This window comes from Rhodococcus sp. NPDC060176 (assembly GCF_042728675.1).
Taxonomy (GTDB): domain Bacteria; phylum Actinomycetota; class Actinomycetes; order Mycobacteriales; family Mycobacteriaceae; genus Rhodococcus_F.
Genome location: NZ_JBHWYS010000006.1, coordinates 115,238 through 140,307 on the forward strand (window position 1 = coordinate 115,238; position 25,070 = coordinate 140,307).

Consider the following 25,070-nt stretch of genomic DNA (forward strand, 5'->3'; position numbering starts at 1 on the left):
CGAACGTCGACACCGAGGTGCCCTGATGACTCCATCTCTGCCGGTTCTGGTCCTCAACGGACCCAACTTGAATTTGTTGGGCCGGCGGCAACCGGAGTTCTACGGGACGGACACCCTGGACGACGTCGTTTCCCGCTGCGAAGTTGCGGCCCAGAAGTTCGGAGCGGTGGTCGAAGCAAAGCAGTCGAACCACGAGGGTCAACTGATCGATTGGATCCACGAGGCCAGAGGCAGAGTCGCGGGCATCGTCATCAATCCCGGTGGGTATTCGCATACCTCCGTTGCGTTGCGAGACGCACTGGTCACACTCGACGCCCCCGTGGTGGAGGTGCACATCAGCAACATCCACGGCCGCGAAGAATTCCGTCACCACTCCTACGTGTCCGGGATCGCCGACGCGGTCATCTGCGGGTTGGGGATCGACGGTTACAGCGCCGCAGTCGAATTCGTCTGCATTCGGGAAGGGAAGAACTGATGAGTGATTCGATCCTCTGCGGTCTGATCGGCACCGGCATCGGAGCCTCCTTGACTCCGATCATGCACGAGGAAGAAGGGCACAGACAGGGCCTGCCGTACGTGTACCGCATCCTCGATCTCGACGCGATGGGGATGGCGCCGTCGGACATCGGTGAACTTCTCACCTATGCACGACGTTTCGGGTTCCGCGGCCTCAACATCACTCACCCGTGCAAGCAGTTGGTGATCGAGCACCTCGACGAGCTCTCGCCGGACGCAGACAAACTCGGCGCAGTGAACACGGTCCTCTTCGACTCCGGCAAGGCGATCGGACACAACACCGATTGGTCGGGCTTCGGACGGAATTTCGACGAGGGGCTACCCGGTGCGCAGCTCGATCGCGTCGTGCAGCTCGGTGCGGGCGGAGCAGGTGCGGCGGTTGCCTATGCCGCGCTCACCCGCGGTGTCGGGACGCTGACGTTGGTCGATTCGAGCCTGGCTCGCGCGGAAGAACTCGCGGATGCCTTCTCGCGGCAGTTCCCGGCGCAGGTAGTCCAGGCGCGGCACACGAGCGACCTCGCCGAAGCGCTCGGCAACGCACACGGATTGATCCACGCGACACCGATGGGGATGGCGGCCCATCCCGGAATGGCCTTCTCCCCGGATCTGCTCCGCCCTGATCTGTGGGTGGCGGAAATCGTCTACCGCCCGCTCGAAACGGAACTGTTGCGTCAGGCCAGGTTGATCGGCGCGCCGACGCTCAGCGGAGGCGGGATGACTGTCTTCCAGGCCGTCGACGCATTCCGGATCTTCACGGGCATCGAGCCTGACAGCAAGCGGATGCTCGCTCACATGACCGAACTGGTGCACGGCGAACAGACTGCGGCAGCGCTGTGAGTGCCCCCGTTCGGACGTCGATCGCGACGGTATCGCTGAGCGGCACTCTCGAGGAGAAGCTCGACGCCATCGCGGCCGCCGGCTTCGACGGCTTCGAGGTGTTCGAGCCGGATTTTGTTGCTTCGCCGTGGTCCCCGAAGGAATTGCGAACGAGGGCAGCGGATCTGGGGCTCACCCTCGATCTGTATCAGCCGTTCCGTGACTTCGACACGGTGGACGAACGTCAATTTGCTCGGAATCTTGTTCGAGTGCAACGCAAATTCGAGCTGATGGATCAGCTGGGATGCGAGACGCTCCTGGTGTGCTCCTCGCCCCTACCGACCGCGAGTCACGACGACGGTCAGTTGACGGAGCAGTTCGGAGCTCTCGCCGAATTGGCGTCCGAGCACGGCAAGAAAGTTGCGTACGAGGCGCTCGCGTGGGGAGCCCACGTCAACACCTACGGCCACGCATGGAAGATCGTCGAAGGGATCGACCATCCTTCACTCGGAACCTGTCTGGACAGCTTCCACATCCTCTCGCGCGGTGACGATCCCGCCGGAATTCGCGAGATTCCGGGCGAGAAGATCTTCTTCCTCCAGTTGGCGGACGCACCGTTTTTGGCGATGGACATCCTGCAGTGGAGCCGGCACCACCGAAACTTCCCGGGGCAGGGCAGTTTCGATCTGAGTGCTTTCGCTCAGCACGTCTACGCCACGGGCTACGACGGACCGTGGTCCCTCGAGATCTTCAACGATGTATTCCGTCGCGCCGACACCCAGCGAACGGCAATCGACGCTCATCGGTCGCTGCTCCACCTCGAAGAACAGGTCGCTGCCGCGAACCCGGCCGCCGGTGGACCCACGCTGTTCACCGCACCGGAGCGCACGCCGCTCGAAGGAATCGTGTCTCTGCGAATCGCGGCGGGACCAGCTAAGCAGGACCAGGTGCACACGATGCTCTCCCGTCTAGGTTTTCACCTGCTCGGGCGGCACCACGACCACGATTTGCAGTTGTGGCGGCACGGATCGCTCACCGTTGCCGTGGACGCGACTGCGGGCACGGTGTGGACGGCGCCCGGGCTGCCTGCGGATCTACCGGTTCTGACTCAGATCGGCATCCGGGCAACCGAACCCGAAGTGTGGGGTGAGCGAGCGCTGGCTCTCGAAGTACCGGCGACGCGAGTGCAGTTGCCGGGATCGAGTGACGAGAACTCCGAGGTACCGGACGTCGTACGTCTGAAGGTCACCGACGCGACGTCGATCGACCTTCGTGGCCCTGGCAGTGCTGCAGCGTGGGAATCGGCATTCGAGATCTATCCGCTGCCCGCCGAGCGCAATCGTGAACAGGGCGCAGTGTTCACCGGGATCGACCATGTGGCGCTTGCAGTTCCGGCCGAGAGCTGGGACGGTATCATGCTGCTCCTGCGGTCCGTGTTCGAGATGCACCCGCACGAGGGGCAGGACGTCACCGATTCCGTCGGCCTCATGCGGAGCCAGGCGCTCACGCTCGTTCAAGACGGCGACGGACAGGCCCTGCGCATCTCGCTGAACATGGTGGAGGGCAGTCGAAGCGGGCTGCCGACCGTCCGCCGCGGCGGCGTCAGTCACGTCGCCTTCGCGTGTGAGAACATCTTCGGTGCTGCAGCGTCGATGCAGGACTGGGGCTTTGTGCCGCTACCCATTTCCCCGAACTACTACGACGATCTCGACGCGCGTTTCGGACTGAATGCCGAACTGCTCGACCGTATGCGTAGCGCCGGAATCCTTTACGACGCGGACGCTCACGGCGAGTTCTTCCACCTGTTCACCCCGACCGTCGGGGGAGACCTGTTCTTCGAGGTCGTGCAGCGAGTGGGTGGGTACGAGGGCTACGGGGAGGTCAACTCCGCTGTGCGACTGTCGGCTCAATTGCGTGCGAGTTCGACGTGACCTCGACTCGGTGCGGGTGCGAGTAGACGTTCATCGAATCGCCGCGGATGAAACCGGCGAGAGTCAGCCCGGACTCCTGCGCTAGTTCCACCGCTAGTGAGGACGGCGCGGAGACGGCTCCGAGGATCGGAATGCCGGCCATGACGGCCTTCTGGACGAGTTCGAACGACGCCCGACCGCTGACGATCAAGATCGTGTCGTAGAGGGGCACTCGGCCGCCGGTGATTGCCCACCCGATCACCTTGTCGACCGCGTTGTGACGGCCGACGTCCTCGCGCAGTGCCAGGAGTTCGCCGGTGGCGGTGAACAATCCGGCCGCGTGCAGGCCGCCGGTGCGTTCGAAGATCCGTTGGCTCTCCCGCAGCGTGACCGGCATGGCCGACAGGGTGGTGGAGGTGACGGAAGTGGTGTCACCGACCAACGGATGACGCGTCGTGGTCCGGACGGCGTCGAGTGAGGTCTTGCCGCACACTCCGCACGCGGAACTGACCACGGTGTTGCGGTCGGTGGTGTGATCGGGCAACGGCACTCCGGGAGCGAGAGCGATGTCGAGGACGTTGTACGTGTTCGCACCGGTGTCGTCGACGCCGTCGCAGTAGCGGACGACGCTCACGTCGTCGCGGGTGGCGATGACGCCTTCGCTGAGGAGGAATCCGTGTACGAGGTCGACGTCGTTGCCAGGTGTTCGCATCGTCACGGCCAGCACCTGGCCGCCGACCCTCATTTCGAGTGGTTCCTCGACGGCCAGCGTGTCGGGGCGCGTGACGACCCGATCGCCCGAGATTCGAACGACCGGTGTTCGTGTGGTGACTCGTCCCATCTCAGGCGCCTGATGCTTCGAGTCGAACGGTGACTGCCTTCGAAACCGGTGTGTTCGACTTGGCTGCAACGTGTTCGAGGGGAACGAGGGGATTCGTCTCGGGGTAGTACGCCGCCGCATTACCGCGGGGGGTGTCGTAGGAGACGATGCGGAACTCCGTGACCCGACGCTCTTCGAGAGTGCCGTCTGGGGTTGTCCACTCGGACACGATGTCGACCAGATCGCCGTCGCGGAATCCGAGTGCGGTGATGTCTTCGGCATTGACGAGGATGACTTTGCGTCCACCCTTGATGCCGCGGTATCTGTCGTCGAGACCGTAGATCGTGGTGTTGTACTGGTCGTGGCTTCGCATGGTCTGCAGAATCAGACGGCCACGAGGGGTGGGTATCCAGTGCAGGTCGTTCACGCCGAAGTTGGCTTTGCCGGTGTGCGTGCGGAATTCGCGCGAGTCACGTGGTGGGTGGGGGAGCTGGAATCCGTCGGGCTCACGGACGCGGGTGTTGTAGTTCTCGCAGCCTGGCACCACCCGCGAGATGGAATCGCGAATCAGGTCGTAGTTGCCCTCGAACGCCGACCAGCGGACGGAGTGATCGCTGCCGAGTAGTTCGCGGGCGAGTTGGCAGATGATGGCGACTTCACTGCGCAGGTAGGGGCTGACCGGTGTGAGGCGTCCGCGGGACAGGTGCACCATGGACATCGAATCCTCCACGGAGACAAGCTGCTTTCCGCCGGCTTGGACGTCGAGGTCGGTGCGTCCGAGGGTGGGGAGGATGATCGCGGTCTGCCCGTGGACCACGTGACTGCGATTCAGCTTGGTGGAAACCTGCACGGTGAGTTCGCACTGGCGCAATGCCGTTTCGGTGGCCGCAGTGTCCGGGCTGGCCTGGATGAAGTTGCCGCCCATCGCCATGAAGAAGCTTGCCTTGCCGGCGTTCATGGCGCGGATCGCGTCGACGGTGTCCCAACCGTGCTTGCGTGGGCTCGAGATCGAGAACTCGGTGTCGAGCGCGGCCAGGAACTCTTCCGGCATCTTCTCCCAGATGCCCATCGTGCGGTCACCCTGGACGTTGGAGTGTCCTCGCACGGGGCAGACGCCTGCACCTGGTTTGCCCATCATCCCGCGCATGAGCAACAGGTTGACCGCTTCCTCGATGGTGGCGACTCCGTGTGTGTGCTGAGTGATGCCCATGGCCCAGCAGGTGACTGTTCGTTCGGATCGGACCAGGGCGGCGGCTGTTTCCTCGAGTTGCGTCATCGACAGGCCCGTCGCTTCGATCACGGTGTCGAGATCGACTGCGCGGATGTGCTTCTCGTACTCGTCCCAACCGGCGCAGTACCGGTCGACGAATGCGCGATCGACGACGGTGCCGGGAGCGCGATCTTCCTGTTCGAGCAGCAGCTTCCCCAGGCCCTGGAACAGCGCCATGTCTCCGCCCAGCCGGATCTGCAGGAACTCGTCCGCGATCTCGACTCCGTGCCCGATCACGCCGGACACCTTCTGTGGATCCTTGAACCGTCGCAATCCCGCTTCGGGCAGGGGATTGATGGCAATGATCTTGGCGCCGTTGCCCTTTGCCTTCTCCAGCGTCGAGAGCATTCGAGGGTGGTTGGTGCCGGGATTCTGCCCGGCGATGAGGATGAGATCGGCGTTCTCGAGGTCGGGGACGGTCACCGAACCTTTGCCGATGCCGATGGATTCGGTCAGTGCGCTCCCGGACGATTCGTGACACATGTTGGAACAGTCGGGCATGTTGTTGGTGCCGTAGCTCCGAATCATCAACTGGTAGAGAAAAGCTGCTTCGTTGGAAGTGCGACCGGAGGTGTAGAACACCGCCTCGTCCGGCGACGCGAGGCCGTTCAGATGTTCGGCGATCAGTGCGTACGCGCCGTCCCAGTCGATCGGCTGATAGTGGGTTGCGCCCGGCGTCAGAACCATCGGGTGCGTCAGTCGGCCCTGCTGCCCGAGCCAGTAATCGGTCTTGCCTTCGAGGTCGGAGATCGAGTGCTCCGCGAAGAACTCGGGTGTGACGGTGCGAAGCGTTGCTTCCTCGGCAACAGCCTTCGCGCCGTTCTCGCAGAACTCGGCGGGCTTGCGATGTCCGGGAGTCTCCGGCCATGCGCACCCCGGGCAGTCGAAGCCGTGACGCTGGTTGAGCCTGGTGAGCGTTCGGGCGGTCCGTAAGGCCCCCATCTGCTCGATTCCGCGTTGCAGCGACACCAGGACGGCCGGTACTCCGGCGGCGTAGTCCTTGGGATGCGTGACTTCGAGATCCGATTCGTCGATGTCTTTCGAGGGGCCCTGGCGCGTCATGTCTCCATAGTGGCCCGAACGAGCCGGTACTGCCATCGAATGGCCCGGTCGAACTCGCCGGAATGCGACATTCATCGGCTAGCCTTACCTACCGAACCAGCGGACTTAAGGGGTAAGAACATGGATCGAACGGACGCAGGTCGGCTGACCCGGCGCGGATTTCTGATCGGCACGTCGGGAGCGTTGCTGGCATTCGCCGCAGCCTGCTCCAGTTCGAACGACGAGGACACACCCCCCAGCGGTGACTCTGCGGGATCGATCACTCACAAGTTCGGTACCACCGAACTGCCGAAGGATCCGCAGCGGATCGTCAGTGTCGGATACAACGATCAGGATGCGATTCTCGCGCTCGGCGGGACCTTGGTCGGAACCTTCGACTGGTACGGCGACTACCCCTCGGGTGTGTGGCCGTGGGCGCAACCTCTGCTGAACGGGTCGAGTCCGGAGATCATCGGAACCGCGGGCACCACCATTCAGATCGAGAAGGTCGCCTCCGTGACACCCGACCTCATTGTGGGCACCTACTCCGGGCTCACTCAGGCGCAGTACGACAAGCTCAGTGCCATCGCGCCGACAGTGGCACAGCCGAAGGAGTTCGCGGATTACGGAATCCCCTGGCAGGACCAGACGACCGTCATCGGCGAGGCATTGGGGCAGCAGGGAAAGGCCACCGAACTGATCGCCGGCGTCGAGGAGAAGTTCGCCGACGTGAAGACGGCCAATCCGGCGTTTGCGGGCAAGACTGTTCTGGTTGGCGCGTTGAAGGGGCCGGGGCAGTTCGGGGTCTACGGACCGGAAGACCCCAAGGTGCGGTTCTTCACCGAACTCGGATTCGTGAATCCGCCTGTCACCGATCAGATCACGGGTAACTTCGCCGAGATCAGCACCGAGCAACTCTCTCTTGCCGACGTCGACGTACTCGTCTGGTACGCCGGTGGTGGTTACGGCGACAAGCTTCGCGCGGAATTGGACAAGACCCCGATCTACCAGGAACTCGACGTCGTGAAGGACGGCCGCGCGATCATCCTGGAAGACGCTGCTGCCGAAGCCATGACGTGGAGCACCGTACTGAGCCTGCCGTACGCGCTCGAACAGATTCCGCCGCGGATTGCGGGCTTGCTCGTCTGATCGGTTCACGGACAGCTCGGTTCAAGCACCGGGGATCCGGACAGTCGGCGGTACTCTCGCCTCATGGGTGTACACGTGCGGCCGGCTGTCCGATCCGATGTTCCGGCACTGTCGGCGGTGTTGGCCGAGGCGTTCGAGGACGATCCCTTGATGGCGTGGATGTTGCCGAACGAAGCCACCAGGGCTGATCGTCTGACGAAACTGTTTGCCGCAGAAGCTCGTTACCACCACCTCGCCGGTGGCGGTGTCGAGGTGGCCACCGATGACAACGGCGTGATCGGCGGGGCAACTCTGTGGGATCCGCCGGGGCGATGGAAGCAGTCGTGGATCTCCGGGCTCATGAGCTTGCCCGCAATGGTGCGTGTCTTCGGCAGCGGATTGCGACATGCGGCCGAGGTCAGCTCCGTTCTCGAAGGAGCACATCCGAATTCGCCGCACTGGTATCTCGCGACTGTCGGGACCGGCAGTGCAGCTCGAGGTGGGGGATACGGCAAAGCGCTGCTGAACTCCCGGTTGGAGCGTTGCGACCGTGAACATGTCGACGCTTACCTCGAGAGCAGCAAGGAATCGAACATCCCGTACTACAACCGCTTCGGTTTCGAAGTGACCCGCGACATCGTCATGCCGGGCGGCGGGCCGACGATCTACGCAATGATGCGTCAACCGCGGGGCGCGTGATACCAACTAGTGGTGACCCAGATTCCCGAGCTCCACGCAGGCACACCGTTCGACGAACTCGACGACTACATCGCTCTGGCCAGGTTGTCCGGCCTGGTGTTGTCACCAGACGGCTCGCTGCTCATCTGCGCGCGCGCAGTTCTCGACGACAAGAGCGCCGAATACGTGTCCTCGTTGTGGGAGATCGACCCGGAAGGTCGACGTCCTGCGCGTCGGTTGACCTGGGGTTCGACCAGCGAGTCCGGTGCTGCCTTCGCGTTCGACGGCGACGTGCTCTTCACCGCCACGCGAGCGGTGCCGGGCGAGAGTGATCCGCAACCCGCACTGTGGCGCCTACCTGCGGCCGGCGGAGAAGCTCAGCTGCTGATCTCACGTCCCGGTGGCGTCTCGTCGGTATCAGCGGCCAAGGCGGCGCCGACGTTCGTGGCCCAGACGTCGGTCATGGCTTCGGCGATCAGTCTCGACCAGGACGATCAGGTGCGATCGGCGCGCAAGGACAAGAAGGTCACGGCGATGCTGCACACCGGTTATCCGGTGCGGCACTGGGACCACGACCTGGGCCCCGATCATCCGCATCTGGTTGTGGCTGAGACGGATTCGAAGGAATCCGTCGAATTGCGGGACATCACGCCAACTGCAGGCGCGGCGCTGCGAGAGACGTCGACCACGATCTCCGACGACGGTCTCTTCGTGGTGACGACGTGGACTGTCGGCGATCCGAGTGCCGCCCGCCGATCCACCTTGGTTCGGATCGACACGGTGACCGGCGACCGAACCACCCTCGTCGACGAGGCCGACGCGGACGTCTACAACCCGGTGCTCTCGCCGGACGGAACCAAGCTCGCGTTCATCCGGGAGACTCTCACCACGCCGGAGTCCGCGCCGCGAATGACTCTGCAGCTCTACGACTTCGGATCCGGTGCCGTGACCGGCGTTGCCGACGGCTGGGATCGCTGGCCCACCTCCCTGGCCTGGCTACCCGACGGATCCGGGCTGGTGGTCACCGCTGACGACGGCGGCCGCGGTCCGATCTTCACGATCGACCTGTGGGGCCAACCGGTTCGCCTGACAGCCGACGACGCGGCGTACACCGACGTTCGAGTGGCGCCGGACGGCGAGTCGATTTACGCGCTGCGGGCTTCGTACGAAGCGCCCCCGCACGTGGTACGCGTGGATCTTCGATCAGGTGAGATCACCGCACTTCGTGGACCCGACCCGTTGCCGGAGCTGCCGGGAACGCTGACCGAGATCACCGCGCGCGCCGAGGACGGTTCGACGGTGCGTAGCTGGTTGGCGCTGCCGACCGGCGCCGCGCCGCATGCACCGGTGCCATTGCTTCTCTGGGTCCACGGCGGGCCCCTCGGTTCGTGGAACACCTGGTCCTGGCGGTGGAATCCGTGGCTGCTCGTCGCCAAGGGCTATGCAGTACTGCTGCCCGATCCCGCGCTCTCGACCGGATACGGCCAGGATTTCGTTCAGCGCGGGTGGGGTCAGTGGGGCAAGGCGCCTTTCACCGATCTGATGGCGATCACCGATGCTGCCGTCGCGCAGCCCGAGATCGACCCCAAGCGGACAGGCGCGATGGGAGGTTCGTTCGGCGGTTACATGGCCAACTGGATCGCCGGCCATACCAACCGTTTCGACGCGATCGTCACCCACGCGAGTCTCTGGGCACTGGACCAATTCGGCCCTACCACGGACGCTGCCTGGTACTGGCAGCGCGAGATGTCGCCCGAGATGGCCGTCGAGAACTCGCCGCATCTGTACGTCGCAGACATCACGACGCCGATGCTGGTGATCCACGGCGACAAGGACTATCGCGTTCCGATCGGTGAGGGCTTGCGGCTCTGGTACGAACTGCTTGCAGAGTCAGGTCTGCCGGCCGACGACCACGGGAAAACGGACCACCGCTTCCTGTACTTCCCGGACGAGAATCACTGGGTGCTCAAGCCGCAGCACACCAAGATCTGGTACGAAGTGGTCACCGCGTTCCTCTCAGAGCACATTCTCGGGGAAGATGTCGCGCTTCCGGAAATTCTGGGCTGAACTGCGCGTGCCTCGTTCGGCCGCAACGGCCGAACGAGGCACGATCTTCTTCGCGCGCGGATCCGGACCGGAATCAGGCGCCGGGGCAGCGAACGGTGTACGACCAGATTGTCTGGTCGGGGCCCGTGACGCGGACCAGGACCGACGAGGCCCCGCCGGCGGGCACGTTGACGACCGTCGAGCCGGATCCCTCGTTGATGTTGTCGCCGACATAACCGGTGCTGTGTATCAACCGTCCTTCGTAGTACACCTCGATCAGGTCCGGGATGTTCTCGGTCTCGTAGCCGAGGACGAACGACGTCGGGCCGCCGCGGCCGAGCTCGTGCTTCGTGCTGGTGATTCCTGCGCCGCCGGAGACCGTCGAGGCGTCACACCGCTGCGTGGGTGCAAACGATCCACCACCGCCGCTGCCGCTGGCCAGCCCACTGAGAATGTCTCTGACATTGCCACTGGCCAGACCGTTGGCGATGTCCTTGGCGCTCGTAGATCCGGCGGCCAGACCGCCGAGAATGTCGTTCACGTTCCCGGTGGCGATTCCGCCGACGATGTCGCCCACGCTGCCGCTGGCGATGCCGTTCGCGATGTCGTTCCCCAGGTCGCCCACGCTTCCGTTGATCGTGGCGCTGCCACTGTCGACGCTTCCCTGCACGCTTCCTTCGATGCCGGGCGCAGCGGATGCAGTCGCCGGAAGCACCAGGGCAACCGCCGCTCCGATCGTCGCGGCAGCCGCCAAGGTTCGAACGCCGGGACGGCGAGAACTCCAGTTGTTCAACATATTTGCTCCACAGGTCGTTGGTCGGTCGTCCTTCAGAGCGATCCTGTCAGCGGAGCGGATCGGTGAATATCGTGTGTTCGGCTGACCCCCGGACTGCGGGGACCGTCGTTCGTGGCCACCGCGACGCCTGACGGGCGAATTCGTTCACGACGGGGGAGTCATTAGGATCAAGTGGTGACCAGTGCAGCTCCAGAGAACCCCCAGACCCCCGCCGACGCCCTACCCAAGAGCTGGGACCCCAGCGCGGTAGAGGCCGATCTGTATCGAGGCTGGGTAGACGCCGGGTACTTCCAGGCCGACGCGACCAGCGACAAGCCCGGCTACTCCATCGTGCTGCCGCCCCCGAACGTCACCGGCAGCCTGCACATGGGTCATGCCCTCGATCACACACTCATGGACGTGCTCAGCCGCCGCAAGCGGATGCAGGGCTACGAGGTTCTGTGGCTGCCGGGCATGGACCACGCCGGAATCGCCACGCAGTCCGTCGTCGAGAAGCAACTCGCTGCCGACGGCAAGACCAAGGAAGATTTCGGCCGCGAGCTGTTCATCGACAAGGTCTGGGACTGGAAGCGCGAATCCGGCGGAACCATCGGTGGCCAGATGCGGCGCATCGGTGACGGCGTCGACTGGAGCCGCGATCGTTTCACGATGGACGAGGGCCTCTCGCGCGCCGTCCAGACCGTCTTCAAGCGCATGTTCGACGAAGGTCTGATCTACCGCGCCGAGCGTCTCGTGAACTGGTCGCCGGTGTTGCAGACCGCGATCTCCGACATCGAGGTGAAGTTCGAGGACGTCGAGGGTGAACTGGTCTCCCTTCGCTACGGCTCGCTCGACGACAACGAGCCGCACGTCATCGTCGCGACCACCCGTGTCGAGACGATGCTCGGTGATACCGCAGTGGCTGTCCATCCCGAAGACGAGCGCTACAAGCATCTCATCGGCACAACTCTCGATCATCCGTTCACCGGGCGTCAGATCCCGATCATCGCGGACGACTACGTCGATCCCGAGTTCGGAACCGGCGCAGTGAAGATCACGCCGGCTCACGATCCCAACGACTTCGAGATGGGCCTGCGGCACAACCTGCCGATGCCCACCATCATGGACAAGACCGGCAAGATTGCCGACACGGGAACCGAATTCGACGGTATGGACCGCTTCGAGGCTCGCGTCAAGGTTCGCGAAGCCCTCGCCGAGCAGGGACGTGTCGTCGCCGAGAAGCGTCCGTACCTGCACAGCGTCGGACACTCCGAGCGCAGTGGTGAAGCTATCGAGCCGCGCCTGTCTCTGCAATGGTGGGTCAAGGTCGAAACCCTGGCCAAGGCCGCCGGCGACGCGGTTCGCAACGGCGACACCGTCATTCACCCGGCAAGCCAGGAACCACGCTGGTTCGACTGGGTCGACAACATGCACGACTGGTGCATTTCCCGCCAGCTCTGGTGGGGACACCGCATCCCGGTCTGGTACGGCCCCGAGGGCGAAGTTGCGTGCTTCGGTCCCGACGAAACGGCACCGGACGGCTGGGTCCAGGATCCCGACGTCCTCGACACCTGGTTCTCCTCCGGACTGTGGCCCTTCTCGACGATGGGTTGGCCCGACAAGACACCCGAACTCGAAAAGTTCTATCCCACCAGCGTTCTCGTCACCGGCTACGACATCCTGTTCTTCTGGGTCGCCCGCATGATGATGTTCGGCACGTATGTGTCCGAGGACGAGTCGATCACCGCCGGTCCGGGTAAGTCCGGCGCGCAGATGCCGTTCAAGGACGTGTTCCTGCACGGACTGGTTCGCGATCAGTTCGGCAAGAAGATGTCGAAGTCTCGCGGCAACGGTATCGACCCACTCGACTGGGTGGATCGTTTCGGCGCCGACGCCCTGCGATTCACACTCGCACGCGGGGCCAACCCGGGCAGTGACCTGTCCGTCGGTGAGGATTCGGCGCAGTCCTCACGCAACTTCGCGACCAAGTTGTTCAACGCGACCAAGTTCGCGCTGATGAACGGCGCCGCTCCGGCGCCGCTGCCCGCTCGAAGCGAACTGACCGACGCCGACCGCTGGATCCTCGACCGTCTCGACACGGTCCAGGCCGAGGCGGATGCCGCTTTCGATCGCTACGAGTTCAGCAAGGCATGCGAAGGCCTGTTCCACTTCGCGTGGGACGAGGTCTGTGACTGGTACCTCGAACTCGCCAAGGTGCAGTTCGCCGACGACGAGACCGTCGCCGCGAACACCCGCGCAGTGCTCGGCAACGTTCTCGATGCACTGCTCCGCCTCCTGCACCCGGTCATCCCGTTCGTGACCGAAACCCTCTGGAAGGTGCTCACCGGAGGCGAATCCGTCGTCGTCGCCGACTGGCCGACGCTGTCCGGCGTCGCAGTCGACGCTGCGGCCGCCACCCGGATCGAAGACACCCAGAAACTGATCACCGAGGTGCGACGTTTCCGAAACGATCAGGGGCTCAAGCCTTCCCAGAAGGTCCCGGCGCGTGCGTCCGGGCTTTCGGAGGCCGGCATGGACGGCCAGTTCGCCTACGTGGCAGCGCTGGCCAAGCTGACCGAACCCGAAGAGGGATTCACCGCATCGATCTCCGTCGAGGTGCGTCTGAGCCAGGGCACCGTCACGGTCGACATCGACACCTCGGGCACCATCGACCTCGGTGCCGAGAAGAAGCGGCTCGAAAAGGACCTCGCGGCAGCGCAGAAGGAACTCGTCACCGCCGACAACAAGCTTGCGAACGAGGCCTTCTTGGCGAAGGCGCCCGACGCCGTCGTCGACAAGATCAAGAACCGTCGCCAGATCGCCGTCGAAGAGATCGAGCGCATCACAGGACGTCTGAAGGAGTTGGCCGACAAGTGAGTTCGTACGAGCCGTCCCAGTTCGACGCTCAGAGTTCGGTTCCGACTCCGGTCGACATCGCCGAGCTGGCGCTGGTCGAGGCCGAACTCGACAAGCGTTGGCCCGAGACCAAGATCGAGCCGTCACTGACCCGTATCGAGGCGCTGATGGACGTGCTGGGCTCGCCGCAGCACAACTATCCATCGGTGCACGTGACGGGGACCAACGGCAAGACGTCGGTGACGCGCATGATCGACTCTTTGATGAGCGCTCTGCATCGTCGTACCGGCCGAACCACCAGCCCTCATCTGCAGATCGCGACCGAGCGGATCAGCATCGACGGTCATCCGATCTCACCGCGGCTCTACGTGGACACGTTCCGCGAGATCGAACCGTACGTGCAGATGATCGACGCACAGTCCAAGGAAGCCGGGGGACCGGCGATGAGCAAGTTCGAAGTGCTCACCGCGATGGCCTATGCGGCATTCGCTGAGGCACCGGTCGACGTCGCCGTGGTCGAGGTCGGCCTCGGCGGACGCTGGGACGCCACCAACGTGATCGACGGACAGGTCGCGGTGATCACCCCGATCAGTCTCGATCACGCCGAGTATCTGGGTACCGACCTGGCCGGGATCGCGGAGGAGAAGGCCGGAATCATCAAGAAGGGCCGCGAGGACCTGGTTCCGGTGGACACCGTCGCGATCATCGCCGAGCAGACTCCCGAAGTCATGGAGGTACTGCTGCGGCGAGCAGTCGAGGTCGAAGCTGCGGTCGCTCGCGAGGGCTCGGAGTTCAAGGTGCTTGCTCGCCAGATCGCGGTGGGCGGACAGCAGCTCGAACTCCAGGGTTTGAGCGGTGTGTACACCGACATCTTCCTCCCGCTGCACGGCGAGCATCAGGCACGCAATGCGGCTCTCGCGCTCGCGGCTGTCGAAGCGTTCTTCGGTGCCGGTCCGGATCGACAACTCGATCAGGATGCAATCCGCAACGGTTTCGCCTCGATCGTCAATCCTGGTCGCCTCGAACGTGTTCGGAGTGCGCCGACCGTATTTCTCGACGCCGCCCACAATCCCGACGGTGCCCGCGCCCTCGCGGCCGCACTGGCCGCGGAGTTCGACTTCCGCAAGCTCGTGGGAGTGGTCAGCGTCATGGCGGACAAGGACGTCGACGCAATCTTGACCGCATTCGAATCCGTCTTCGACGAGATCGTCGTCACCCACAACGGATCACCCCGGGCGATGGACGTCGAGGAACTGGCCAACATTGCCGTCGCAAAGTTCGGCGACGAGCGCGTCGTCGTCGCACCGGTGCTTGCCGACGCCTTGGAAGTCGCGATCGAAATCGCCGAGCAGGTCGCCGAACCCGGTGAAGCCGTATCGGGGGCAGGTGTCGTGGTGACGGGATCCGTCGTGACCGCAGGCGCCGCCCGCACGCTGTTCGGAAAGGACCCCGCGTGAGCACCCCGTCAGAATCCAATCCCGAGTCCGGCGAAACTGCCGGTGAGTTCGGGCCTCCGACCAAGGACCCGTGGAAGAGTTTCCGCGGAGTGATGGCCGGAACTCTGATCCTCGAGGCGATAGTCGTGCTGCTGGCATTGCCGGTCGTTGCGGTCGTCGGCGGTGGCCTCACCGCGCTCTCGGCCGGATTCATCATCGGCTTGGCGGTACTGATGATTCTGGGAGCCGGAGTCCAGGGAAAGCCGTGGGCGATGGGGTTCAACGTCGCACTGCAGGTGATTCTTCTGTTCGGTTTCTTCGTCCACCCGTCGATCGTGGGTGTGGCCATCACCTTCGGGATCGTCTGGGGATACCTCGTCTACCTGCAGAGAGACATCAAGCGCCGGATGGACAAGGGCCTGCTTCCCGGCCAGCGGGACTGACCATTTAGGCTGTCCGCTGTGACTGAGCGCACCCTCGTACTGATCAAGCCCGACGCCGTTGCCCGTGGATACGTAGGAGAAATCCTCAGCCGTATCGAGCGCAAAGGCCTGACAATTGCAGCACTCGAGCTCCGCGTAGCTTCCGAAGAGGTGGCTGGTAGCCACTACGCAGAGCACGCCGAGCGCCCGTTCTACCCGAGCTTGTTGGAGTTCATCACCTCCGGTCCGCTGGTGGCCGCAGTGCTCGAAGGCCCCCGCGCCATCGCTGCTTTCCGTCAGTTGGCCGGCGGAACCGACCCGGTCGACAAGGCTCTTCCGGGCACGATCCGCGGCGACTTCGGACTCGAAGCGCAGCAGAACCTCGTTCACGGCAGTGACTCCGTGGAGTCGGCAGAGCGTGAAATCGCTCTGTGGTTCCCCGCGCTGTCGTCCATCTGAATCTTCTATCCGGGCCTTCGGCCCACATCTCCACAGCGAATTCTCGGCACGTATCCCACATCGGTGCGCCCTTTGCAGTTGCAGGCGCGTTGGTGTGGGATACTGCTTTCAGTTGAACCGCAATTTGTTTTACGCACGTTCAACCGGATGACACCTAGGTTCGATGCCCTTTCATCGCTGCTCCAGGTCAACAGGAAATCCCTGGACCTCTGCACGCTGGATGATCAGGCGCTCGCGCACAGGACAACGGCCATCCAGCCAGGCACTTCATGTGCTCGCAGTGAATAACGGGCACTGCGGACCATGCGGAGCGAGACCTTACAATCTCGTACTCACTTCTGGGTGCGAGTACACACAGCACGCTCCCGCGTGGCCGCGTGACAACTCGACTTCTGGGTTGGACGCGCCCGGGGGCTGAGGAGACTTACGTGGCCGATCAATCCCCAACCGAATCAGATTCCAGCACCACCCCGGAATTCCCCGACAAGATGCGCGTACACGCGCTGGCGAAGCTGCTCGGTGTCACCAGCAAGCAGGTCCTTGCCGAAGCTGCAGCGCTCGGTACCGAATTGCGCAGTGCGCAGTCGAGTCTCCAACGTGACATCGCTCAGCGGATTCACGCTTCGTTGACCTCCGCGGCCGAGGCCATCGAGCCGGTCGTCGCCGAGCTCGACACCCTCATCGACCCGGTTGTCGAAGCGCCTGCTGCGGAAACTCCGGCCGAGCAGCCTGCTGCGGAGATTCCAGCCGAGAAGCCGGTGAGGGCTCGTCGAACCCGTAAAAAGGCAGTAGTTGTCGAAGAACCGGCAGCCGAAGAAGCGGTGGATCCGGCTGTCGCCGAGATCAGCGCTGGACTCGACGCCGCTGCTGCGCTGCAGAGCAAGGAAGCCGAGCAGTCCGATCTGTTCACCTCGTTCGAGGCGCCGCAGACCCATCAGCCCGAGGTGGCTCCCGCCGCGCCGCAGGTTCCGCTGTTCCTGCAGCCGGACCTCGAGGCAGCCGAGGTGGCCCCGCGTCGCCGTCGCGCCCGCCGTGAGCCTGCTGCACCAGCAGTCGTCGAAGAGAAGCAGGCAACTGCGGAAACCGAAACAGTCGCACCCGAGGTCTCGCCGGTTGTAGTTCCAGCCGTCGAAGAGCCGGCTGTGACCGCCCCGCAAACCGAGGGTGAGATCGCCGAGTCCGAGGACGAGGACGACGATCAGCCGCGTCGCCGTCGTCGTGGACGCCGTGGACGTGGCCGTGGCCGCGGAGAACAGGGTGGCGAACAGGGCGGCGAGCAGGGTAGCGATCAAGGCTCGGACGAAGAGTCGGAGACGACCACCGAAGTGGAGCAGGAAACTGCCCCCGAGTCGGTCGAAAAGCAAACCGAAGATGCTTCCGGCGGAGAATCCGGAAACAAGACCGAGTCCGACGCGGATGCGGAATCCGAGAACGCCGACGATTCCGACCTCGATGCTGACGGATCGAGCCGTCGCCGCCGTCGCCGTCGCCGTCGTAAGACTGGCACCGATGCCGCCACCGACGCGAATGCGACGTCCGAGGACGATCCGCCGAACACCGTCGTTCACGAGCGCGAACCGCGCAACAAGACCCGCGTCAAGGACGAGGTCCAGGGCATCAGTGGCTCGACGCGTCTGGAAGCGAAGCGTCAGCGTCGCCGCGACGGTCGTGACGCCGGCCGTCGTCGCCCGCCGATTCTGACCGAGTCGGAATTCCTTGCCCGTCGTGAAGCCGTCGACCGCGTCATGGTTGTGCGCGATCGAGCGGACAGCGGTCAGCCGCACGCGACTACACAGGTAGCAGTCCTCGAAGACGGCGTCCTGGTCGAGCACTTCGTCACCAACTCGGCTTCCGCGTCGATGGTCGGCAACGTCTACCTCGGACGCGTCCAGAACGTGCTCCCCAGCATGGAAGCTGCGTTCATCGACATCGGGCGTGGCCGCAACGGCGTGCTCTACGCCGGTGAGGTCAACTGGGAGGCAGCCGGTCTCGGTGGTAACTCGCGCAAGATCGAGCAAGCTCTCAAGCCTGGCGATCAGGTGCTCGTTCAGGTCAGCAAGGATCCGGTTGGGCACAAGGGTGCGCGACTGACCACACAGATTTCGCTTGCCGGTCGTTTCCTCGTCTACGTGCCCGGCGGCACGTCCACGGGTATCAGCCGCAAGCTCCCGGACACCGAGCGCAAGCGTCTCAAGGAAATCCTGCGCGACATCGTTCCTGCCGACGCCGGCGTGATCATTCGCACGGCGTCAGAGGGTGTCAGCGAAGAAGAGTTGGCGCGCGACGTGACTCGTCTGCAGGCGCAGTGGGCCGGCATCGAGGAGCAGGCCGCCGCTGCGGACGCCGGCAAGTCGGGCAACCCGCAGGCGCTGTACGAAGAGCCGGACATGCTGGTCAAGGTCATTCGTGATCTATTCAACGAGGACTTCTCCAAGCTGGTCATCGAGGGCGAGAAGGCGCACACGACGGTCGAGAACTACATCAACTCCGTCGCTCCCGACCTGCTTCCTCGGCTCGAGAAGTACACGCCGAACAACGGAATCGACGTCTTCGCGGCTCGCCGTATCGACGAGCAGTTGGCAAAGGCACTCGATCGCAAGGTGTGGCTGCCGTCCGGCGGCACCCTGGTGATCGACCGCACCGAGGCCATGACCGTCGTCGACGTCAACACCGGCAAGTTCACCGGAGCCGGCGGAAACCTCGAAGAGACCGTCACCCGCAACAACCTCGAAGCTGCCGAGGAGATCGTTCGCCAGATGCGCCTGCGGGACATCGGCGGAATGATCGTCGTCGACTTCATCGACATGGTCCTCGAATCGAACCGGGACCTGGTCCTGCGTCGACTCACCGAATGCCTGGGTCGCGATCGCACGCGCCATCAGGTGTCGGAGGTCACGTCACTCGGACTCGTGCAGATGACGCGCAAGAAGTTGGGCACCGGATTGGTCGAGGCCTTCTCGACTACCTGTGAGCACTGCCACGGCCGCGGCATCATCGTGCACTCAGAGCCCGTCGAGGTGAAGTCCTCGGACGACGGCGGATCGCGTTCGGGCTCGCAGCGCAGTGATTCCGGTACCTCGCGCAAGAACAAGCGTGGCCGCGGAGACAAGTCGGCTTCGGCCGAGTCCAACGGACAGGAAGCACCGGCGCCGGAGGTTCCGGCCGTCGACGCAACGGTCAAGCGGGCTCATCCGGTGGCATTGGCGATGGCCTCGCATCACCACGACGACGACGAGACCGTCGCGGCCGACTCGACCGAGTCTGATTCCGCCGGTGTGTCTTCGGGGGGCGATGCATCCAAAAGTGCCGATCGGCAACAGGATCGGCCGATCGATACTCCTGCTGCTGCTGAGCACCATGACGTTCCTGTTGTGGACTCTGCTGCGGAAGAAGTATCCGCAGTGGGTAACGAGCGGGAAGCAGCACCCGCAGTGGGTAACGAGCAGGAAGCAGCTCCGCGAGGTCGTCGGCGTAGTCGCCGGGCGTCGCGGGCAGCGTCGGCACCGGTTGCCGAAGCAGCTCCCGAGGTGGGCACGGTCTTCGTGATTCCGACTCCGGAACCCGTGGCGGAAGAGGTCGTGGAAAACGTTCCGGCTCCGGCTACCGAAGTTCCGGCTGAGGAAGAAGTTGTCGTCGTCAAGAGACCCCGTCGCAGGCGTGCAGCAGCACGTCCCGCAGGGCCTCCGGTAGACGGGGAGTAAGAACTACTGGCTTTCGGTCGGTTGGATGTCCTTGCCATGAGCGAGGCCATCCGACCGTTATCCGAAGTTTCAGCTGGTAGAAGCAGTACAGAGTAGTGAGCACCACCCCTCGGCGGGGCGGTTTGACCCTGACGGTTGCTTTCCCGTAACCTTGGAGGGTCGCCACCCGGCGGTAGAGATTCCGTGTGCCTAGAGTGCGCGTGAATGTCCCGGTACGTCAGTACCGAGCCGAGGTGACATAAACCAGACCAGTCGCGATGCATTTGAAGCCTCAGGCAGCAGCGCGAGCAAGTTCGAAGAAGCAAGGGGTAGCCCTCCGATGGCAACGTACGCGATCGTCAAGACCGGCGGAAAGCAGTACAAGGTCGCTGTTGGTGACCTCGTCAAGGTCGAGAAGATCGAGGGTGAGCCCGGCACTGCTGTCTCGCTTGCTCCCGTTCTCGTGGTCGACGGATCCGACCTGACCACCGACGCGGCCAAGCTGGCCAAGGTCGCAGTCACCAGTGAGATCGTCGAGCACACCAAGGGCCCGAAGATCCGCATCCACAAGTTCAAGAACAAGACCGGTTACCACAAGCGTCAGGGCCACAGGCAGCCGATCACGGTGCTCAAGGTCACGGGCATCAAGTAACCAGTTCTTTCTAGCTAATTTCACCCGAGGAGGGTCAATAGCATGGCACATAAGAAGGGTGCATCCAGCTCCCGTAACGGTCGCGATTCAAACGCCCAGCGCCTCGGCGTGAAGCGCTTCGGCGGCCAGTCGGTCAGCGCAGGCGAAATCCTGGTTCGCCAGCGCGGCACGCACTTCCACCCCGGCGTCAACGTCGGCCGTGGCGGCGACGACACCCTGTTCGCTCTCGCTGCCGGTGCAGTCGAGTTCGGCCAGAAGCGTGGACGCAAGACCGTGAACATCGTTCCGGCCGTCGTTGCGGCTGAGGTCTAGTCTTTCTCGCTAGTTGTGCGTCATCGGTTCTACTTCGGTAAGCCGGTTCTGCTTTCGGTAAGAGAGTGACGCGTTCCAAGCTCCCGATAGGGGCGGACCAGGGTTGAAATAACCCGGTCCGCCCCTATCGTTTGTTTAAGCAGTACCCGTTTTGCCCCGAGCAACCCTGCTCACCAGAAGTTCAGCTCATCGCGTGAGACCCGCAATTGACTGAGGAAGGATCCGGCAGTCATGTCCCGATTCATTGACCGTGTTGTGCTGCACGTCAGCGCTGGAAAAGGCGGCAATGGTTGCGCCTCCGTACACCGCGAGAAGTTCAAACCGCTCGGCGGTCCGGACGGTGCCAACGGAGGTCGCGGTGGCGACGTCATCCTCGTGGTCGACGAGAACATCCACACCCTCCTCGACTTTCACTTCCATCCCAACGCGAAGGCGACCAACGGCAAGCAGGGCGCCGGCAGTAACCGCGAGGGTGCAAACGGTGAAGACCTCATCCTCAAGGTTCCGGATGGAACTGTGGTTCTCGATACCGACGGCAACGTGCTTGCCGACCTCGTGGGAGTCGGTTCACGCTTCGACGCGGCTCAGGGCGGCCGCGGCGGACTCGGCAACGCAGCGTTGGCGTCGAAGGCCCGCAAAGCTCCCGGTTTCGCACTCCTCGGTGAGGACGGTGTCGAGCGTGACCTGGTTCTCGAACTCAAGTCGGTAGCCGACGTCGGTCTGCTCGGATTCCCCTCCGCCGGTAAGTCTTCGCTTGTGTCCGTTCTCTCTGCGGCCAAGCCGAAGATCGCCGACTACCCCTTCACCACTCTGGTCCCCAACCTCGGCGTCGTCTCGAGCGGTGACACCACCTTCACCGTCGCCGACGTGCCCGGGCTGATCCCCGGTGCCAGCGAAGGCCGCGGATTGGGCCTGGACTTCCTGCGCCACATCGAACGCTGCGCCGTGTTGGCGCACGTGATCGACTGCGCCACCCTCGATCCGGGACGTGACCCGATCTCCGACATCGACGCCTTGGAAGCAGAGCTGGCTGCATACACGCCTGCGCTCTCCGGCGACTCGGGACTCGGTGACCTCGACAAGCGTCCGCGGGTCGTCATCCTCAACAAGACCGACGTGCCCGAGGCAGCCGAGTTGGCCGAAATGGTCACACCTGAGATCGAAGCCCGCGGATGGCCGGTCTTCACCATCTCGGCAGTGAGCCGAGAAGGCCTGCGACCGTTGACATTCGCGCTGGCGAAGATGGTCCGTGACTACCGCGAAGCTCATCCGAAGCCCGAGCCGAAGCGCCAGGTCATTCGCCCGGTCAAGGTCAAGGATTCCAGCTTCACCATCGAGAAGGATCCCGATATTCCCGGTGGGTTCGTCGTCCGTGGCACCCGCCCGGAGCGGTGGATTCGTCAGACCGCCTTCGACAACGACGAAGCGGTGGGCTACCTCGCCGACCGTCTTGCTCGATTGGGTGTCGAGGACGCATTGGTCAAGAAGGGCGCTCAGCCAGGAGCTTCCGTCACCATCGGTGACGTGAGCTTCGAGTGGGAGCCGATGACGCCGGCCGGTATCGATCTGACCCGCACGGGCCGTGGAACCGATCCGCGTCTCGATCAGGTGGAGCGCATCGGCGCCGACGAGCGCAAGCACGCGCGTCGTGTCCGCCGCGGCTTGCTCGACGAAGACGCCTGACCCCACGCGATTTCAGGACGAAAACCGAAGAGAGGGAACGGGACTGTGCTCGGGTCCACCAGGGAGTCGATAGCGTCGGCTCACAGTATCGTCGTGAAGATCGGGTCGTCTGCGCTCACCAGTTTGGTGGCGGGACTCGATACTCACCGACTCGATCTGTTGGCCGATGCCATCGAGGCTCGCATGCGTGCGGGTTCCGATGTCGTCGTCGTCTCGTCCGGTGCCGTCGGCGCCGGACTGGCGCCGCTGGGACTGACCAAGCGGCCTCGGGATCTCGCGACCAAGCAGGCTGCGGCCAGCGTCGGTCAGTTGGCTCTGGCTCACGCCTGGGGTACGTCGTTCGCCCGTTACGGGCGTACCGTCGGGCAGGTTCTACTCACGGCGGACGACATCGCTCGACGGACGCAGCACCGCAACGCCCAACGGACACTCGATCGTCTACGGGCATTGCACGCGGTGGCGATCGTGAACGAGAACGACACTGTCGCCACCACCGAACTTCGATTCGGTGACAACGATCGGCTGGCTGCACTGGTTGCGCATCTGGTCGGTGCCGACGCGTTGATCCTGTTGTCGGATGTGGACGGACTGTACGACGGCGATCCCCGAAAGGGCGATGCCACACTGATTCCCGAGGTCAACAGTCCCGAGGATCTCGACGGTGTGGTTGCCGGTTCGGGTGGCGCTCTCGGTACCGGAGGCATGGCGTCGAAGCTCTCAGCAGCACGCCTGGCCGCTGATTCCGGAGTGCCGGTTCTGCTGGCCGCAGCCTCGGACGCCGCTCGAGCACTCAGTGGTGCCGATGTCGGAACCGCTTTTGCTCCGCGGCCGACGCGATTGTCGGCTCGCCGATTCTGGGTCCGTCACGCCGCCGACACACAGGGTGACCTTCACCTCGACGAAGGCGCCGTTCGCGCGGTCGTGTCCAAGCGTCGAAGCCTGCTGTCCGCGGGCATTGTCGGTGTATCCGGTGACTTCCACGCCGGCGACGTCGTGTCCCTGATGGGGCCGGGGGAGAAGCCCGTCGCCCGGGGTGTCGTCGCATTCGACGCTACGGAGATCGAGGAGATCCTGGGGCGCTCCACCACCGATCTACCGGCCGACATGCAGCGTCCCGTGGTTCACGCGGACGACTTGGTGGCGCTGTAACTGTCGTGCTCGACCAGAGCGGAAAGTGCTTCAGCACAACCGGCTTCGAGCTTGAGGTCGGCGAATTCGTCTCCGCGAGTCGTGCCACGATTGACGATGGCGATCGGCTTCCCGGTCTTGGCGGCATGCCGGACGAAACGTAGGCCGGACATCACGGTCAACGACGACCCGGCTACCAACAGTGCGTCGGCTTGGTCGACAAGGCTGTACGCCCGGGCCACGCGTTCCTTGGGGACGGATTCGCCGAAGTAGACGATGTCTGGTTTGAGCAGCCCACCGCACACGGCGCAATCCACGACGCGAAAGTGTGCGGTGGATTCGATCACGGCATCTGCGTCGGGTGCGATCTCGACTCCTGTTGCAGCAGCGACCGTTTCGGCGAATCCGGGATTGGCTTCTTCCAGTCTCTCCGCGAGAGTGGTGCGGGAGATCAGCCGCTGGCAGCTCAGGCATCGAACCTGCGCGTAGGTGCCGTGGAGGTCGATGACGTTTCGCGCGCCGGCCTTGGTGTGCAGGAGGTCGACGTTCTGGGTGATCACGCCGACGGCTCGCCCAGTTCGCTCGAGTGCTGCGACGGCCCGGTGGCCCTGGTTGGGGCGGGAGCTGTCCATGTATCGCCAGCCGATGTGGTTGCGCGCCCAGTAGTGCCGCCGAAACGCCGGATCGCCGATGAACTGCTGGAACGTCATCGGATTGCGCGGGGGTGAATCGGGTCCGCGGTAGTCCGGGATTCCGGAGTCGGTGGAGATGCCGGCGCCCGTGAGAACTGCCAGGCGACGGCCGGACAGGAGCTCGGAAAGGGCGTCGAGGCGGCTGTTGTCGGTAGGCACCGTTCCAGGATAGGCGCGTGTGCGAGACGAAGGCGCGGAGGAAGTCCGAAATGTTCAATAGAACACGTGTGCGATCGCCAATACTCGTACACATGAACACAGTGAACCCAATCCCCGCCGGTTACCGCACGATCACTCCCTACCTTGCGGTGCCGGACGGCCATGCCGCACTCGACTACTACAAGCGAGGACTTGGAGCTGAGATAGTCGATGCGATGAACGCACCTGACGGCTCACTCATGCATGCGGAGATCCGGATCGGCGATTCGATGCTGCAGCTTTCGCAGGAGATGCCGGACTTCGGTCTCAAATCACCGCAGGACGGCTGGGTGCATTCGTCGATCGTCGTCTACACCGAGGACACGGACGAGTTTGTCGCTCGGGCCGTCGCCGAGGGAGGCACGCTGGTCACGGCTGTGGCCGATACGTTTTCGGGCGACCGGCATGGGGTGTTTCTCGATCCGTTCGGCCACAGGTGGGCAGTATGCACGAAGGTCGAGGACGTACCTGCTGAGGAAGTCGCTCGCCGGGCGCGGGCACTTTTCTTCCCGGATAGGGAGTCGACACAGTAACTTCCGACAGCTTTCGCCG

20 protein-coding genes are annotated in these 25,070 nt (G+C 63.9%); 16 read left to right on the top strand and 4 right to left on the bottom strand.

The window, feature by feature from the left end; translation table 11 throughout:
• The first annotated feature begins 25 nt into the window (after nucleotides 1-25).
• Genes aroQ through ACFWEM_RS25045 form a run of 3 tightly spaced genes read left to right on the top strand, consistent with a single transcriptional unit; the run spans nucleotide 26 to nucleotide 3,263 of the window.
• A complete protein-coding gene (aroQ, locus tag ACFWEM_RS25035; protein ID WP_378538019.1) occupies nucleotides 26-475 on the top strand; it encodes a type II 3-dehydroquinate dehydratase in 450 nt (149 codons plus the stop codon).
• Complete coding sequence (locus ACFWEM_RS25040) at nucleotides 475-1,353, top strand: shikimate dehydrogenase (RefSeq protein ID WP_378538022.1); 879 nt, start codon at nucleotides 475-477, stop codon at nucleotides 1,351-1,353. The genes aroQ and ACFWEM_RS25040 overlap by 1 nt, the downstream gene beginning before the upstream one ends.
• The gene (locus tag ACFWEM_RS25045) at nucleotides 1,350-3,263 is read left to right on the top strand and encodes a TIM barrel protein (RefSeq protein ID WP_378538025.1); all 1,914 of its coding nucleotides are present in this window, start codon (nucleotides 1,350-1,352) and stop codon (nucleotides 3,261-3,263) included. Before ACFWEM_RS25040 ends, ACFWEM_RS25045 begins: the two co-directional genes overlap by 4 nt.
• On the opposite strand, the gene fdhD is transcribed toward ACFWEM_RS25045, so the two are convergent.
• Nucleotides 3,214-4,083: a formate dehydrogenase accessory sulfurtransferase FdhD gene (gene fdhD / locus ACFWEM_RS25050; protein WP_378538028.1), complete on the bottom strand. Its 870-nt coding sequence runs from the start codon at nucleotides 4,081-4,083 to the stop codon at nucleotides 3,214-3,216. The two genes, ACFWEM_RS25045 and fdhD, sit on opposite strands and share 50 nt — an antisense overlap.
• Nucleotide 4,084: 1 nt before the next feature.
• Nucleotides 4,085-6,394 carry an FdhF/YdeP family oxidoreductase gene (locus ACFWEM_RS25055; RefSeq protein ID WP_378538032.1) on the bottom strand — a complete coding sequence of 770 codons (2,310 nt, stop codon included), beginning with the start codon at nucleotides 6,392-6,394 and terminating at the stop codon, nucleotides 4,085-4,087.
• Between the two features lie 120 nt (nucleotides 6,395-6,514).
• On the opposite strand from ACFWEM_RS25055, the gene ACFWEM_RS25060 reads away from it, so the two are divergent.
• From ACFWEM_RS25060 to ACFWEM_RS25070, 3 genes are all read left to right on the top strand, one after another.
• Nucleotides 6,515-7,522, top strand: coding sequence for an iron-siderophore ABC transporter substrate-binding protein (locus ACFWEM_RS25060; protein WP_378538036.1), 1,008 nt, complete (start codon nucleotides 6,515-6,517; stop codon nucleotides 7,520-7,522).
• Between the two features lie 63 nt (nucleotides 7,523-7,585).
• A complete protein-coding gene (locus ACFWEM_RS25065; RefSeq protein ID WP_378447853.1) occupies nucleotides 7,586-8,200 on the top strand; it encodes a GNAT family N-acetyltransferase in 615 nt (204 codons plus the stop codon).
• A gap of 12 nt (nucleotides 8,201-8,212) precedes the next feature.
• Nucleotides 8,213-10,246 carry a prolyl oligopeptidase family serine peptidase gene (locus tag ACFWEM_RS25070; RefSeq protein WP_378538041.1) on the top strand — a complete coding sequence of 678 codons (2,034 nt, stop codon included), beginning with the start codon at nucleotides 8,213-8,215 and terminating at the stop codon, nucleotides 10,244-10,246.
• A 73-nt stretch (nucleotides 10,247-10,319) separates the two neighbouring features.
• On the opposite strand, the gene ACFWEM_RS25075 is transcribed toward ACFWEM_RS25070, so the two are convergent.
• The gene (locus tag ACFWEM_RS25075) at nucleotides 10,320-11,021 is read right to left on the bottom strand and encodes a hypothetical protein (RefSeq protein ID WP_378538044.1); all 702 of its coding nucleotides are present in this window, start codon (nucleotides 11,019-11,021) and stop codon (nucleotides 10,320-10,322) included.
• A 174-nt stretch (nucleotides 11,022-11,195) separates the two neighbouring features.
• Between ACFWEM_RS25075 and ACFWEM_RS25080 the strand changes: the two genes are divergently transcribed.
• From ACFWEM_RS25080 to proB, 9 genes are all read left to right on the top strand, one after another.
• Nucleotides 11,196-13,877, top strand: coding sequence for a valine--tRNA ligase (locus tag ACFWEM_RS25080; RefSeq protein ID WP_378538051.1), 2,682 nt, complete (start codon nucleotides 11,196-11,198; stop codon nucleotides 13,875-13,877).
• Nucleotides 13,874-15,313, top strand: a complete 1,440-nt coding sequence (locus tag ACFWEM_RS25085; protein WP_378538054.1) for a bifunctional folylpolyglutamate synthase/dihydrofolate synthase — start codon at nucleotides 13,874-13,876, stop codon at nucleotides 15,311-15,313. The genes ACFWEM_RS25080 and ACFWEM_RS25085 overlap by 4 nt, the downstream gene beginning before the upstream one ends.
• Entirely contained in the window at nucleotides 15,310-15,735 is a 426-nt protein-coding gene (locus ACFWEM_RS25090; protein ID WP_378538057.1) for a DUF4233 domain-containing protein, read from the top strand. The genes ACFWEM_RS25085 and ACFWEM_RS25090 overlap by 4 nt, the downstream gene beginning before the upstream one ends.
• A gap of 18 nt (nucleotides 15,736-15,753) precedes the next feature.
• A complete protein-coding gene (ndk, locus tag ACFWEM_RS25095; protein ID WP_019749070.1) occupies nucleotides 15,754-16,173 on the top strand; it encodes a nucleoside-diphosphate kinase in 420 nt (139 codons plus the stop codon).
• 428 nt (nucleotides 16,174-16,601) lie between these two features.
• Entirely contained in the window at nucleotides 16,602-19,874 is a 3,273-nt protein-coding gene (locus tag ACFWEM_RS25100; protein ID WP_378538061.1) for a translation initiation factor IF-2 N-terminal domain-containing protein, read from the top strand.
• A gap of 319 nt (nucleotides 19,875-20,193) precedes the next feature.
• A complete protein-coding gene (rplU, locus tag ACFWEM_RS25105) occupies nucleotides 20,194-20,505 on the top strand; it encodes a 50S ribosomal protein L21 (protein ID WP_003944533.1) in 312 nt (103 codons plus the stop codon).
• 42 nt (nucleotides 20,506-20,547) lie between these two features.
• Nucleotides 20,548-20,817, top strand: coding sequence for a 50S ribosomal protein L27 (gene rpmA / locus ACFWEM_RS25110; protein ID WP_003944532.1), 270 nt, complete (start codon nucleotides 20,548-20,550; stop codon nucleotides 20,815-20,817).
• Between the two features lie 231 nt (nucleotides 20,818-21,048).
• Nucleotides 21,049-22,500: a GTPase ObgE gene (obgE, locus tag ACFWEM_RS25115; protein ID WP_003944579.1), complete on the top strand. Its 1,452-nt coding sequence runs from the start codon at nucleotides 21,049-21,051 to the stop codon at nucleotides 22,498-22,500.
• A gap of 45 nt (nucleotides 22,501-22,545) precedes the next feature.
• The gene (gene proB / locus ACFWEM_RS25120) at nucleotides 22,546-23,649 is read left to right on the top strand and encodes a glutamate 5-kinase (RefSeq protein ID WP_378538064.1); all 1,104 of its coding nucleotides are present in this window, start codon (nucleotides 22,546-22,548) and stop codon (nucleotides 23,647-23,649) included.
• Here proB and ACFWEM_RS25125 read toward each other — a convergent pair.
• On the bottom strand, nucleotides 23,622-24,479 hold the full coding sequence (locus tag ACFWEM_RS25125) for an NAD-dependent protein deacetylase (RefSeq protein ID WP_378538067.1): 858 nt from the start codon (nucleotides 24,477-24,479) through the stop codon (nucleotides 23,622-23,624). The two genes, proB and ACFWEM_RS25125, sit on opposite strands and share 28 nt — an antisense overlap.
• Nucleotides 24,480-24,529: 50 nt before the next feature.
• On the opposite strand from ACFWEM_RS25125, the gene ACFWEM_RS25130 reads away from it, so the two are divergent.
• Nucleotides 24,530-25,051, top strand: coding sequence for a VOC family protein (locus ACFWEM_RS25130; protein ID WP_378538070.1), 522 nt, complete (start codon nucleotides 24,530-24,532; stop codon nucleotides 25,049-25,051).
• The last annotated feature ends 19 nt before the right edge of the window (nucleotides 25,052-25,070 follow it).

Bases quoted from the DNA above. Each gene is read 5' to 3' on its own strand.
- aroQ (WP_378538019.1), top strand. From the start codon at position 26: ATGACTCCATCTCTGCCGGTTCTGGTCCTCAACGGACCCAACTTGAAT.
- ACFWEM_RS25040 (WP_378538022.1), top strand. From the start codon at position 475: ATGAGTGATTCGATCCTCTGCGGTCTGATCGGCACCGGCATCGGAGCC.
- fdhD (WP_378538028.1), bottom strand. From the start codon at position 4,083: ATGGGACGAGTCACCACACGAACACCGGTCGTTCGAATCTCGGGCGAT.
- ACFWEM_RS25055 (WP_378538032.1), bottom strand. From the start codon at position 6,394: ATGACGCGCCAGGGCCCCTCGAAAGACATCGACGAATCGGATCTCGAA.
- ACFWEM_RS25060 (WP_378538036.1), top strand. From the start codon at position 6,515: ATGGATCGAACGGACGCAGGTCGGCTGACCCGGCGCGGATTTCTGATC.
- ACFWEM_RS25065 (WP_378447853.1), top strand. From the start codon at position 7,586: ATGGGTGTACACGTGCGGCCGGCTGTCCGATCCGATGTTCCGGCACTG.
- ACFWEM_RS25075 (WP_378538044.1), bottom strand. From the start codon at position 11,021: ATGTTGAACAACTGGAGTTCTCGCCGTCCCGGCGTTCGAACCTTGGCG.
- rplU (WP_003944533.1), top strand. From the start codon at position 20,194: ATGGCAACGTACGCGATCGTCAAGACCGGCGGAAAGCAGTACAAGGTC.
- rpmA (WP_003944532.1), top strand. From the start codon at position 20,548: ATGGCACATAAGAAGGGTGCATCCAGCTCCCGTAACGGTCGCGATTCA.
- obgE (WP_003944579.1), top strand. From the start codon at position 21,049: ATGTCCCGATTCATTGACCGTGTTGTGCTGCACGTCAGCGCTGGAAAA.
- ACFWEM_RS25130 (WP_378538070.1), top strand. From the start codon at position 24,530: ATGTTCAATAGAACACGTGTGCGATCGCCAATACTCGTACACATGAAC.